The sequence below is a fragment of the Chitinophaga sp. SYP-B3965 genome, from assembly GCF_009647655.1.
GTDB lineage: Bacteria > Bacteroidota > Bacteroidia > Chitinophagales > Chitinophagaceae > Chitinophaga.
In genome coordinates this window covers 457,596-471,056 of record NZ_WJFD01000002.1, presented here as the reverse complement: position 1 = coordinate 471,056, position 13,461 = coordinate 457,596, and the positions used below count along the sequence as shown (strand labels likewise).

At 45.3% G+C, this 13,461-nt stretch carries 10 protein-coding genes; 3 read left to right on the top strand and 7 right to left on the bottom strand.

Features of this window, described 5'->3' with window-relative positions:
* Positions 1 to 8: 8 nt before the first annotated feature.
* Genes GFS24_RS16085 through GFS24_RS16075 form a run of 3 tightly spaced genes read right to left on the bottom strand, consistent with a single transcriptional unit; the run spans position 9 to position 6,133 of the window.
* Positions 9 to 1,598, bottom strand: coding sequence for a SusD/RagB family nutrient-binding outer membrane lipoprotein (locus GFS24_RS16085; protein WP_173003098.1), 1,590 nt, complete (start codon positions 1,596 to 1,598; stop codon positions 9 to 11).
* Between the two features lie 36 nt (positions 1,599 to 1,634).
* Positions 1,635 to 5,105 carry a SusC/RagA family TonB-linked outer membrane protein gene (locus GFS24_RS16080; RefSeq protein WP_153660958.1) on the bottom strand — a complete coding sequence of 1,157 codons (3,471 nt, stop codon included), beginning with the start codon at positions 5,103 to 5,105 and terminating at the stop codon, positions 1,635 to 1,637.
* A 38-nt stretch (positions 5,106 to 5,143) separates the two neighbouring features.
* Positions 5,144 to 6,133, bottom strand: coding sequence for a FecR family protein (locus tag GFS24_RS16075; protein WP_153660956.1), 990 nt, complete (start codon positions 6,131 to 6,133; stop codon positions 5,144 to 5,146).
* Positions 6,134 to 6,248: 115 nt separating this feature from the next.
* Here GFS24_RS16075 and GFS24_RS16070 point away from each other — a divergent pair, with 115 nt between their 5' ends.
* The 3 genes from GFS24_RS16070 (at position 6,249) to GFS24_RS16060 (ending at position 8,417) form a co-directional block, all read left to right on the top strand.
* Complete coding sequence (locus GFS24_RS16070) at positions 6,249 to 6,803, top strand: RNA polymerase sigma factor (RefSeq protein WP_173003097.1); 555 nt, start codon at positions 6,249 to 6,251, stop codon at positions 6,801 to 6,803.
* 340 nt (positions 6,804 to 7,143) lie between these two features.
* Complete coding sequence (locus GFS24_RS16065) at positions 7,144 to 8,034, top strand: S-adenosyl-l-methionine hydroxide adenosyltransferase family protein (protein WP_153660951.1); 891 nt, start codon at positions 7,144 to 7,146, stop codon at positions 8,032 to 8,034.
* Complete coding sequence (locus GFS24_RS16060; RefSeq protein WP_153660949.1) at positions 8,031 to 8,417, top strand: acyl-CoA thioesterase; 387 nt, start codon at positions 8,031 to 8,033, stop codon at positions 8,415 to 8,417. Before GFS24_RS16065 ends, GFS24_RS16060 begins: the two co-directional genes overlap by 4 nt.
* Positions 8,418 to 8,419: 2 nt before the next feature.
* Here the strand turns inward: GFS24_RS16060 and GFS24_RS16055 are convergent, their stop codons facing one another.
* From GFS24_RS16055 to GFS24_RS16040, 4 genes are all read right to left on the bottom strand, one after another.
* A complete protein-coding gene (locus GFS24_RS16055; RefSeq protein ID WP_153660947.1) occupies positions 8,420 to 8,749 on the bottom strand; it encodes a hypothetical protein in 330 nt (109 codons plus the stop codon).
* A 47-nt stretch (positions 8,750 to 8,796) separates the two neighbouring features.
* Complete coding sequence (locus GFS24_RS16050) at positions 8,797 to 9,303, bottom strand: histidine phosphatase family protein (protein WP_153660945.1); 507 nt, start codon at positions 9,301 to 9,303, stop codon at positions 8,797 to 8,799.
* Between the two features lie 176 nt (positions 9,304 to 9,479).
* Positions 9,480 to 11,327, bottom strand: a complete 1,848-nt coding sequence (locus tag GFS24_RS16045; RefSeq protein ID WP_153660943.1) for an amidophosphoribosyltransferase — start codon at positions 11,325 to 11,327, stop codon at positions 9,480 to 9,482.
* Positions 11,328 to 12,002: 675 nt separating this feature from the next.
* Entirely contained in the window at positions 12,003 to 13,391 is a 1,389-nt protein-coding gene (locus tag GFS24_RS16040) for a peptidylprolyl isomerase (RefSeq protein WP_153660941.1), read from the bottom strand.
* Between the last annotated feature and the right edge of the window lie 70 nt (positions 13,392 to 13,461).

Genomic DNA, 13,461 nt, shown 5'->3' with positions numbered 1-13,461 from the left:
AATGCTTATTACTTGTCCCACCATACGCGGGCTGTCCAATCATCTGCTCCACCCATATCCTGCAGGGCTTTATCATAGTTTACCTTGTTCTGTTCTTTCTCAGATAATGGATATTCAAAACGGCGCGGTATAGTATTGATGTTGGAATAGCCGGGTTTATACCCTGGTGTTAACTGCGGAAATCCTGACCTGCGCCAGTTGGCATAAGCCTCTGGCCCGTTCATGAACAATACCACCCACAGCTGGTGATTGATCATCTGCAATTCCCTGCCGGGCGCTAATACGTTATCCGCTTTATACTGTGTGATCTTTCCCGTTTCTATAGAAGGGCCACCGGGATAAACATTCAGTTGGCGAATGCCTGCTTCTATACCATTGTTATAGTGTGTGGTGTAATCACCATTCAGGTTAAGCCCCCAGCGGAAACAAGCTTCAGCCAGTAACAATTCTGTTTCTGCATAAGTAAGATGCAGGAAAGGAGCGTTGTTGGCAATGAGGAAATTAGCCAGCTGTATCTTTTGCCCGTTGTTACCAATATCAAAATCCCCGCGGCCGGGAACCGTGATCGTAAAGTTGCTCTTCCAGTCGTCCCACACAAAATCACCGTTATTGCAACCGGTATAACCCACCACCGCTCTTACCTGTTCTGTAACATCCAGGCGCTCCATAAATTTATACGGCAGATCAATGTAATACCGCGCCATGTATTCCAGGCGGGGATCATTGGTATTGCGAAGTGCATTGATGAATACCTGGTTATAACGGTAAGGCACCAACTCTCCCTGGTTAATAGAAGCAGAGAGGCCATTCCCCCGTATATCTGCATAATTGTTCTGCACATTCTCATGCGTCATTTTACAAATATCCCCGTTGCCGGTAAACACACCACGGGCAAATGCTTTCTGCACTTCTGCCTTTGCTTTTGCCTCATCACGTTTTACGAGCCGCATAGCCAAACGCAGGTGAAGAGAATTGGCGAATTTCTTCCAGGCAGCAATATCACCTTTATAGAACTGGTCCTGTGCTACCTGGTCTTTAGTTGGGTCCAATGCAGTGGAAGCTTCTGTGAGTTCCTTAAAGAAATCATCATAGATATCCGCCTGCCTGTCATATTTAGGATGTGTGATGCTTTTGCTATACCCGGATGATGCTTCTGTATAAGGAATATCACCATACAGGTCTGTCAACCGCGCAAAAACATACACCTTCATAATACGGCTGATGTTATGCAGGTTCTGCTTTTTAGGATCATCTTTTGTACGGGTCACTGCATCAGAGATATTCAGGATATCATTGGGATAACTCAGTTCCCAGAGGATGCTCATGTATTGTTGCTGTTTCACATAAAAGCCTCCATACTGACAGGCCCATGCACCTCCCAGCTGTTGCACCATGGGCATACAGTTAAAAGTGATTACGCGTTCATTCGATTCCAGGTCTCCGGAAAACCGGGCCTGGATCAGCGCAAGCTGAAGTGCAGGATCCATGTTACTGCTCTTCGTGGGGTTCACGTTCATGTCCCCAAAATCATCGCAGCTCATCAATCCTGTCACCAAAGCCAGGCATAAGTACAACAGGGAATTATAATAACGTTTCATACTTTTCATTTTTGGTTGAGCAATCGGCATAATTTATCAGAACCTTGCATTCAGATTCAGCCCCCAGCTTCTGCGGGAAGGCAGGGAACCATATTCCAGGCCCTGACCGTTACCATTGTTATAGTTGGAATCAGGATCCACATTCGGCACCTTCTTATGCAGGATGAAAGGATTACGGCTTACGATAGCCAGCGTTAAAGCATTGATACCAATTCGTTTTAAAAAGTTGGAAGGAACACTGTACATCAAAGACATTTCCCGCATCTTAATGTAAGAAGCATCATACAGGAAAGGTGTGGTGATGCCTTTGTTATCACTGTAGAACAGTGACCAGTATTGACCGGGATCCACAGCTGCCGTGTTCTTCACATATTGTTGTTTACCATCAGGCCCCATACCATTCGGCACAACGCCCTGCGGAACATAACCTCTTACATTCCCCATCTCTTTCCATTCTATCACTGTTTTATTAGCAGCCAGTCTTTCTTCTTCTGAATGGATCCATTCCTGGCGGCCTTCCAAAGTAGTATTGTGACTACCACGTATTACAGCAAAAAGATTCGTCATGGAAAAAAGATCAGCGCCCTGTTTAATATCCAGGATGGCATTAAACGTAAAGTTCTTATAGGAGAGCGAAGTAGTCATACCACCCGTCCAGTCCCAGGTACCTTTTCCTAACACCTGCCGGTTATCTGTAGTGAGCGGTGTAAGCGTTATAGAATCCAGGATCACATTGCCTGCCGCATCATGTTGATAATCATAACCCAGGATAGCACCATAAGGTGTGTTAGGTTGTGCTACCACTGAAACGCCCAGCCAGCGTGCATCAGAAAGCGTAAGGAATGGAACATCCTTGGCCAGTGATTTAACAACGTTCTTATTACGTGCAGCATTCACACTGATATCCCAGCGGAAATCTCCTTTATTAATGGGCGTTGCAGAAAGTGCAATTTCCCATCCGCTGTTAGAGATCACACCGGCATTGATCAGCCGCTGTGTAAAACCGGAGGAAGTAGGAGCCGGTAAGTAATTGATCTGATCTCTTGAATCCTGTGAATAGTAGGTTACTTCCAGGTTGATATTATTCAGGAACTTCATTTCCGTACCCACTTCAAAAGAACGCGTGCGCGTAGGTTTCAGGTCTTTAATGGGCATTGTTTTACCATCAACACCTCCCGTGGCCTGTCCGTTAATAGGGTAGGGCGACAAACTGTAATACAATCCATTCATGAACGGATCAGTATCATTGCCCACCTCTGCAACAGAAGCCCGCAGTTTACCATACGTGAGTGTTTTGCCTTTCAGGTTCAATGCATCTGAGAATATAAAACTACCCGATACAGAACCGTATATATAAGAATTAGATTCTTCTGGTAAAGTGGATGAAGCATCCCTCCGTACAGTAGCATCTATGTAAGCCCAGTTCTTATACGCCACACTGAATAATCCATAAACAGAGTTGGTGCGTTTGCGGGATTCCAGGTCTGTGACCACTTTATCATTGAAGCTGTTAAAGCTGATCACATCCTTTACCTGCATATCTGTAGCCAGTAAGCTGGTTCCGGGTTTAGAATATTGAGAGATACTGGTCCCCAACCTTGCCGCTGCATACCATTTCGGTGTGAATTGTTTTTGCAGCGTAAGCAGAAGGTCTGTTTCTGTGGTCTGGTATTTCTGATCAATCCCTTCATACCGGCCGGTAATAGATCCAGGCGTACTCGGAGGACTGAACTTGCGATAATTGAAATAAGTAAAGTCTGTAGAAAAACGTCCCTGCAAACCGATCCAGTCTGAAAACTGGTAGTTGGCCACCAGGTTTCCGATCACACGATCCTTCTTGGTGATGTTCTGCATTTCATGGATCACCCAGTAAGGATTAAGCCGATATTCTCCACCACCCCAGTCAACATAATCACCATTGATATTTTTATATCCCGTAGAGAAAATAGCCTGATCCACATTATTCGCTAAACCTACAAAGGAGTTACCGATGTTTCCTGCATCATCGCCCAATGCCGGGCGGTTGTTCACTTTCTCCCGCATGTACATTACTTTGGCATCCACTGTTAGTTTCTTGCCAAACTTTGAATTGCTGGAAAAGTTAACCGTGTTGCGGTTCATAAAACTGTTGGGAACAATGTCGTTGTTACGCAGGTCAGACATAGACAGACGAAAGGCCGTATTATCAGTTGAACTCGTGAGTGAGATCGTATTCGTAAAAGTAGAGCCGGTGCGGAAGAAGTTTTCGATGTTATTGCGCACCAGTCCATAAGGCCGCAACTGGCCATCAAAGCCTGTTACCGGCAGATTAGGATCTAACCTTGCACCGAAGTTGCTGAACAAGGTAGTCCTTGCCTGGTCTTTGTCACGAGGCACTGTGCCACCGGTACCCTGCCCGTATTCATATTGATAATCATCAAAACGGGTGAGTTGTTTTTCCATCGTGGCCGTGCTGTTCAGCTCTATGCCGAGGGATTTTTTAAGTGTTCCTTTTTTTGTGGTGATCAGGATAACGCCATGTCCTGCGCGGCTACCATATAACGCAGAAGCAGAAGGACCTTTCAATACACTGATCGTTTCAATATCATCCGGATTGATGGCAGAGATCGCATCACCAAAATCAAACCCGCTGGAATATTTTTCACTGCCTACCTGGCCGTAATTGGAGTTGTCAATGGGTACACCATCCACTACATAAAGCGGTTGGTTATTACCCGTGATCGTAGTGTTACCACGAATGATCACACGCGAAGAACCAGCGGGGCCGCCAGCAGTACTGTTGATCACAAGGCCGGGTACTTTACCTGCCAGGGAATTGATCACATTTGTTTCGCGTGCTCTTTTCATATCATCACCTGAAACCTCTGCATGCGCATAACCTAAGGCGCGGGCCTCTCTGCGGATACCAAGTGCCGTTACCACTACAGCGCCCAGTTCCGTTACTTTTTCTTTCAGGGTGATGTTCAACACGCTGCCTTCAGAACCCGCTATACGTGTAAGCGATTCAAAACCGATCATCGTAAATTCGATGCGGTCTCCCTGGCTGGCTTCAATGGTGTACATCCCATCGTCTTTTGTATGCACTGCTTTCCGGAGACGAAGATTGTGTACCGTTACACCAGGCAGCGGTTCTCCCTTTTCATTGATCACCTTGCCATAGAGTGCATGTACAGTTACTTCTGCCGGAGCAGTGGTGGGGCGGATCATCACAATGTTATCTGTGATCCTGTAATTGGAATTAATGGCCTGGCAAAGCCTGGCAACAACTGCATCCAGTTGCTGACTGTCTATCCGTAAATGAATAGGCATGTTTTCTTTAATGCCGGAGGGATTGTAGGAAAACCGGACATTCGCAGCCTGTTCAATTTGTTTGAACACACTGGAAAGGGCAACATTTTCCCAATTGAAAGAGTAAACTTTCTGCTGCGCATAGGCAAATGTAGTGATGGCCTGCCATAGTAATAGCATAGCAAACATCATACATGAACGTGGTAGCGTTTTAGTCATGTATATAGGTTTTAGGTAACCAAAAATTGCGTCCTGTCTTAAAAGCGGATCACCACCTCATTGCTGTCCAGGCGGTAAGTAAACTCATTGGTGAAGCTGATGGCGTCCAATACTACCTTTAGTTGTTGGTTGTTAAATACACCGGTGAACCTTACGGCTTTGCCAGTGGGGCGTTTCTCCAGTTTCACATTTACGCCATAATATTCCTCAAGGGTCTTTGAAATCTGATCCAGGTCTGCGTTTACAAACTCTACTTTACGCTGGATCCATCGTTGCATATTGTCAGGCTGATAGTTTGCTTTTTTAATTCCTGCGCCATCTTCACAGATCGCTTCCTCACCAGGGGTCAATTCAATGCTCTTTGATTGCGCTTCTACTTTCACTTTACCGGAAGCCAGCATGACTTGTGCATTATGATCTGTTGGATAACTGCGCACTTTAAATGCCGTACCTAATACAGTGGTAGCGGTTTTGCTGGTGATAACAGTAAAAGGAAGGCTGGCATTTGATCTTACGTCGAAGTACGCTTCCCCGTCAAGGTAAACAGAGCGGTCCCCTTTGTTGAAATCATCACTCAGCTGTAAGCTACTGGCTGTGTTGAGGATAACAGTGGAACCATCGGGAAGCGTAAGACTGCTGCGATCTTGCAGTCCGGTTTGCGCGAGGGGAGTATAGTGGATGCTTTTATCTTTCTTATTATTAAACACCAGGAAAGAAGTTACGGCAACGGCCACAATGCTGGCGGCGGCGATCCATTTATAGGAGAGCCTGCGTACCGGTGTGGTCACTTCCTGGGCATCCAGGCTGTCCTTCAATCTTTGAAGGGCAGCGGTTTTGAGGGAAATGGGAGGATATCCTTGCATGGTGAGGTATAATTCGCGTGCTCTGGCTACTTCCCGCTGCAATTCCGGATGTTCCCGGAGTTGTAACTCCCAGTATAGTACATCGGCTTCCGGGGTACCATCACAGTAGTGGAGGAATGAGTCGATCAGCAGTAATTCTTCTGCGGTAGAATGCGAATGCAGCATATACTATATTGGTTGATACTATACAAGTGTGAGAAAGGTTCCCTTTTTACCAATGAATTCAAAAAAATATTTTACTTTACTCCATATCAACCAAAAATTAAGTTTTCATCGCCTGATGAACCAGCTTCGTACGTCAAAAATTGAAAAGAATTGGCACCTGCTTGCCGGAGGGGCCCGTGAGGGCCTGTACGAGTGCTTTGACCTTTTCTATGACGACCTCTTCAAACTGGGTATTTCCCTTTACCATGATGTAGATCTGGTGCAAGGATGCATCAATGAACTCTTCCTGGAATTATGGAAGATCAGGGAACGCCTGAAAGAAGTGCAGAACATCCAGCAATATGTGATCACCATCTTCAAACGCATCTTATATAAAGCAACCAACGGTACCAAAGTGGTGTTATTTGATGAAGCCACCCACATGGAGCTAACGCAATCTTCTTATGAAGAGATCCTGATTGCCCTCCAAACCGATGAAAGTGTAAAAGCCAAACTCCTTGTAGCTATGAAACAATTATCCGGCCGCCAGATGCAATTGGTGCAGATGCGTTATTATGAAGGAAGGGGTTTCAAAGAAATGGCAGAAGCCACCGGCCTCACTGAGCGGACTATTTATAATACACTGCATAATGCTTTGCTGGTGTTGAGGAAGGAGATGCCTCCATTATAAAAGAAAAAACCTCCGCCCTTTCCTGCGCGTGGGTTGGGGGGTATTTTTTTGATGAAAATGCTTTCTATTTAAAAGAATCTTCTTACTGAAAAAGAAAAACCTCCGCCCTTTGCTAGGCATGGGTTGGGGGGTATTTTTTTGATGAAAATGCTTTCTATTTAAAAGAATCTTCTTACTGAAAAATAAAAAAACCCCCGCTCTTTGCTGCGCGACGGATTAGGGGGATTTTCTTTTTTGATGAAAATGCTTTCTATTTAAAAGAATCTTCTTATTGAAAAATAAAAAAACCTCCGCCCTTTGCTGCGCGGCAAAATCCCTGCACTTTCCTTAATTTTATTACATGAAACCATTGTACTTACTCCTGATAATATTCAGCACCACAGCCTCCGCACAAACAAAAGCCCTGGTCCTCCAAACAGATTTCGGCCTCAAAGACGGCGCCGTATCTGCCATGAAAGGTGTAGCTTTCGGTGTATCCAATGAATTAAAGATCTTCGATCTCACCCATGAAATCCCCGCATACAACATCTGGGAAGCCGCCTACCGCTTAGAACAAACAGCCCCCTACTGGCCCTCCGGCACCGTATTCGTTTCCGTAGTAGACCCCGGCGTAGGCTCAGAAAGAAAATCAATCGTATTACAAACCAACAGCGGCCATTTCTTCGTAACACCAGATAACGGAACACTAACGCTAATCGCCCAACACCTGGGTATCAAAGCCATCCGGGAAATAGACGAAAAACGCAACAGGTTACCAGGCTCCAATGCATCTTATACTTTCCACGGCCGTGACGTATACGCCTATACGGGAGCAAGACTCGCAGCCGGAGTGATCCCTTTCGATTCAGTAGGCCCGGTTTTGCCCAACACAGTAGTCAGCATCCCCTATCAGAAAGCAGAATTCAAACAAGGCATCATCTACGGCAACATCCCCATCCTCGACATCCAATACGGCAACGTATGGACGAACATTGACCCGACTATACTCGCCAAACTGAACCTGAAATACGGCGATCAGCTCAACATAAGGATCTTGCATAATAAAAAGCAGGTGTTTGAAGGGGTTATGCCATATGTAACTACCTTTGCTGCTGTAAAAGAAGGCCTCCCGCTGGCCTACCAGAATAGCTTAATGAATCTCTCATTTGCTATCAACTACGGAAACTTTGCAGAGCAACACAAAGTAGCCAGCGGCCCTGAATGGACAGTAGAAGTAAAATCAATCAGATGAGTAACGAACAGAAGATCCTTTCATCGGAAACACGCATTTTCAAAGCCGTATTCCCAAACACCACCAACCACTACGACACCCTCTTCGGCGGAACCGCCATGCAGCTGATGGACGAAGTGGCCTTTATCACCGCCACCCGTTATTCCCGCAAACGCATGGTCACCGTATCTTCAGACAAGATCGATTTTAAGAAACCCATCCCCGCCGGCACCATTGTGGAACTGATCGGCAAAGTGATCGAGACCGGGAACACCAGTCTGAAAGTATTGGTAGAGATATTTGTGGAGGAAATGTATTCAACAGAAAGATATAAAGCGATCACCGGCACATTCACCTTTGTGGCTATTGATGAATACAAACGCCCGGTACCCATTGATGCCTGATCTTACATGATCACCCGGAACCGCAGGTAAACAAAGAAAACAAACAGGCCCGCAGCCAGTAATCCGATGAGTCCCACGCGGATCGTTTTCCGGTATATGATCAACAGGAAAGCAAAAACGCTCACGGTAATAACATTCATGAGGTTGATGGCCAATGTTATCCGGGAGATCTTATTGATGATGGCAGGCCATCTTTCAGACAGATATCTGCCCGTTTCCATCTGCGTGCTAAAATAAAATCCTAAGATCTGGAACAGCATTAGCATAGAAGCTGCTAATACATAAATGATCATGAACCGGTCGATCCTTCGTGCTAATTTTTCTTCGTCCATACTTTGATAAGCTATCGTTCAACAAGCTACTTAAATATTCTCAAAAACTATACGAGGCCGGCTTCACTCTTTGGGTAGTCGAAGAAAAGGAAACGTTTCTTAGCCCGGTCAAAATCTTCCCAGTGGTCTGTTTCGGCTTCTATACCAAAGATGCCGGTGGTGGGAACATTATCGATGCGGATCTCTTCTGTGAGGTAATTGGCAAAGTCCGTAATGCCGGGGTTATGGGCAAAAATCGCTACTGCTTTAAAATCATCATCAATTTTAGTGATCACTTTGAGGAAGGTGGAGGCATAACATAGATAAAGCTCCTCCTCCAGCAAAATGGCTTCTTTAGGATAATTCCACTCCTTGGCCATGATGCGGGCAGTAGTGCGGGCACGTTTGGCCGGACTGGAAATGATCAATTCCGGAACTGTTCCCCTGGTGAGTAGTCTTGAAGCCATTTCAGGAGCGTTCAGTTTGCCCCGCTTGTTAAGCGGCCGGTCAAAATCGTCCATGTCCGGATCGTTCCAGCTTGATTTTGCGTGACGAATAAGCAACAATGTTTTCATACACATTGTAAACCATTGAGTACAAACACTTACCGAAAATACGGGTTTTTACTGTAAGTTAATGTGTAATGATTGGGAGGGGAACTTTGGGAGGGGAATTAAGATAAAATTAACATAGTGGGTTAGGGAATACAAATAGAAAAAATAGGTGCTCTATTCATATCCCCCATAACCGCTTAGTAACCTCTTTCGTTTTTGCCTTCCATGTAGTTCATAAAGGATTTATTCACTACCCGGTTACCGCCGGGAGTGGGGTAATTTCCGGTGAAATACCAATCCCCAAGATTGTTGGGACAGCTGGCGTGCAAACTTTCAATATTCTGATAGATCACTTCCACCCTGGCCTTAATGCCAGCTGGTGTAATGATCTCTGCAATTTTTGCTGAGATCTCTTCTGGTGTGAATGCTTTGTATATATTCTTCACCACATTCTGTGCATGGAGTGTATTGGTGCGTTCCAGTTCTTTACAGAGGCCGTACGCTTCCTGTAAGATGTAATCCTTGCCCTGTTCCCTGATCAGCGCAATCGCTGCCTGGAAGGCCACAAACTCACCCATCTTACTCATGTCTATACCATAACAGTCGGGATACCTGATCTGTGGTGCGGAGCTCATGATGATGATACGTTTCGGGCCAAGACGGTCCAGCATTTTGATGATGCTTTCCCGCAGGGTCGTTCCTCTTACAATAGAGTCATCTATCACAACCAGTGTATCCGTGCCGGGTTTAACAGTACCATACGTGATATCGTACACGTGTTGCACCATTTCATTCCTGCTGGCATCTTCTGTAATGAAGGTGCGCATCTTCACATCCTTGATCGCGATCTTGTCTATCCGCACCCGGCGGTTCACCATTTCCTGCAGCTTCTCTTCATCGAAATCCTTGCCCCAGGACATGATCCTTTCTACCTTGATCTTGTTCAGATAATCCTCCAGTCCTTTGATAAGGCCATAGAAGGCCACCTCGGCAGTATTGGGGATGAAAGAAAAGATGGTATTGCGCAAGTCGTTATCGATAGCTTTTAACACGGTTTCAGATAAATGATAACCGAGTAAAGAGCGTTCTTTATAGATCTTTTCGTCATTTCCGCGGGAGAAGTAGATGCGCTCAAAGCTACAGGCGCGGCGTTCTTTCGCTGGAATGATCTGTTCAATGGAATAATCCCCGTTCTCTTTCACGATGAGTGCAGTACCGGGCATCAGCTCCATTACTTCATTTTCTCCTACGTTGAAAGCAGTACGGATAGCGGCTCTTTCAGAAGCCGCTACGATCACTTCATCATTAATATAGTAGTAAGAAGGACGGATACCATGCGGATCGCGGATCACAAAAGCATCTCCGGAACCGATAAGGCCGCAGACGTGATAACCGCCATCAAACATGGAAAATGCCTGCTGGAGGATCGATTTAACATCCAGACCATTCTGGCGGACTTCATCTTCCTTAGCCAGGAAGTGATGTACAACTTCCAGCATAGCGGCCAGGTCACTGTTTTTGTGGGTTTCGCCGGGCGATACTTTCACAAAGTTGAACAGTTCTTCCACATTCACCAGGTTGAAGTTGCCTGCCATGGTGAGGTTGCGGGCGGGAATAGTATTATAGCGTACAAAAGGATGGCAGAGTTCTACGTTGTTTTTGCCCTGAGTGGCGTAGCGGAGATGTCCTAGTAATAATTCTCCCAGGAAACGCATGTGGCCTTTAAGAAGACCGGGATATTTGGTGATCTCAGGCTGGTATTTTTCAATTTCTGCAATTTCTTCTCTGATCTTGGAGAAAACGTCAGCGATGGGTTGGTGTTCACTACTCCGGATCCTGTGCATGAAAGGCACACCTGGTTCCGTGTGCAATTTTACTGCGGCAACTCCTGCGCCGTCCTGACCACGGTTGTGCTGTTTTTCCATGAGGAGGTACAGCTTATTCAATCCGTAGAAAACCGTTCCGTGCTGTTGCTGGTAGTAACTGAATGGTTTTCTTAATCTTATGAATGCTAAACCGCATTCATGCTTAATCGCGTCACTCATGCTGTAAAATTGAAGTCGCAAAGTTACGCTTAAATTATCAAACCTCCTTGGCTTTAGCAAAGCCCTAACACTTCTCCCTAAGAACATCCGCGGGCTTGAGTTAAGGGGTTTTTTATTTTAGCAGTATACACTTACGTCTAAAAACAACCGGATTTTTTGGATTTCTCTTTAGTAATAGGCGGATAATTTTCAAAAGAACAAATAGGGAGTTTGTTTTTAATGAACCCCGATTTCGCGAAAGCTAAACCATCCGACAAACCCGGGATTACCTTTAATGAAACACATCCCTTCTTCTAAAAAGCAAACCCGGTTTTGGCTAAAGCCAAAACCATCTGGGGAAGTTTTTTTATCTGGGGAGATCTTTATTGAAACAATTACTTTCTAAAAACAAACGGAGGATCCCTCTCAAAAAACAACAAATACCCGGTTTGGCTTTAGCCCAAACCACCTCGCAAGCATGAGATGAATCTCCTAACAAAACGCCCTCTCCCAAAAATAAAAAAACAACGCTGGCTTTAGCCCAAACCACCCAGAAAACCCAAGACCCTCTCCAATAAAAACACCTCCTCCTAAAAAATAAAAAAACCACCGCTGGCTTTAGCCCAGCCCGTACCAAACAAAAATCCCGGACCTGTAAACCAGATCCGGGATGTAATATTTTAAACAAAGAAAAAGCTACTTCTGTGCAACCACTCCTGCCGTCCATTTCGAAACATTGGCGCACTGAGTATATTCAGGCTCCACGTGAACATAGAAAGTAGGGATCTTATCCATCAACCACTTGTTCAGAACAACCACTTGTTTTTCTTGTAAAACACGTTGCTGAATCCGGGAGTAATCATCTTTCAGATTCTCTCTATGCGGCTGTGTACGTGTTTTCAGATACACCAGGCGGATACCTTTCCTGCCCTGCTCATCATCAAACAACATCGGTTTGCTTACACCACCTGGTTTCAGAGAATCCAGCATCATCACGATATCTTTTGTAGAAGGATCATTCAGCTGATCAACTGTAATGTAGCTGCTACCGGTTTGCGGGTTCTGCAACATACCACCGTTAAACTTAGCCATTGGTTCATCACTGTATTTTACAACAGCTTCCCCAAAGGTCATTTTGCCGGACATGATATTAGCCCTTACAGTATCCAGTTTATTCATAGCAGCAGTAATATCCGCCGTTACAATATTAGGTTTGATAAGGATGTGCTGCACAACCACGTTATCACCCGCACGTTTATTCATCTTGATCAAATGGTAACCGAACTGAGATTTAACAGGAGAAGACATTTCACCTTCCTTCAAACGGAAAGAAGCAGCCAGAAAGTCTGGATCCCAGTTCTTATCGTTCCTGTTCAGGGTATAAGTACCACCGTTCTCTTTAACCCCGGGGTCCTCAGAGTACAGGCTGGCGTAAGTACCAAATTCACCTTCTTTCTTTTCTACTTTGCTTTTGAATTCCAGCAAACGGTCCACTGCATATTTATCCATTTCACGGCTGGCTTTCGGCAGAATGATCAGCTGCCCGATCTCCAGTTCTGATTCATAGAAAGGAAGACTGTCCGCAGGGATCTTTTCAAAGCTGCTCTTTACTTCTGTGGGCGTCACTTTCACCGCATTCACCACCTTATCCCGCATTGCTTTTGCAAGCATACTTTCCTTGATGGCATCACGGAAACGCTCCCGCAGCTGGTAAATAGTGTACCCCGTTACTTCCGTCATTTTCTCACGACTTCCGTAACGTTGTTCAGCCCAACGGATCTGGCTTTCGATACGGCCATCTACGTCAGCTTCACTGATCGGCAAACTATCCCGTTCAGCTTGTAAAACAAGTATTTTTTGTGCGATGATCTGTTCAATAGCGGAGCAGGTAGCGTTTGGAGGCAACGGTTGCCCTTCCAGCGCCTGCTGTTGCATATCTACGAGTGCAGATTCGATGTCCGATTTAAGGACGATCTTTTCCCCCACTTTGGCAACGATCTTGTCAGCTACCATTTTCTGTCCCTGTGCTACCGCTACCTGGAAGAGTAACATAGCGCCTAAGGAGGATACGAGAATTTTTTTCATGTAGTAACGTTACTGTAACACCAAAATAACCAATAAAAAATTAGCCGTACAAAGACGGCTAACCTATTTA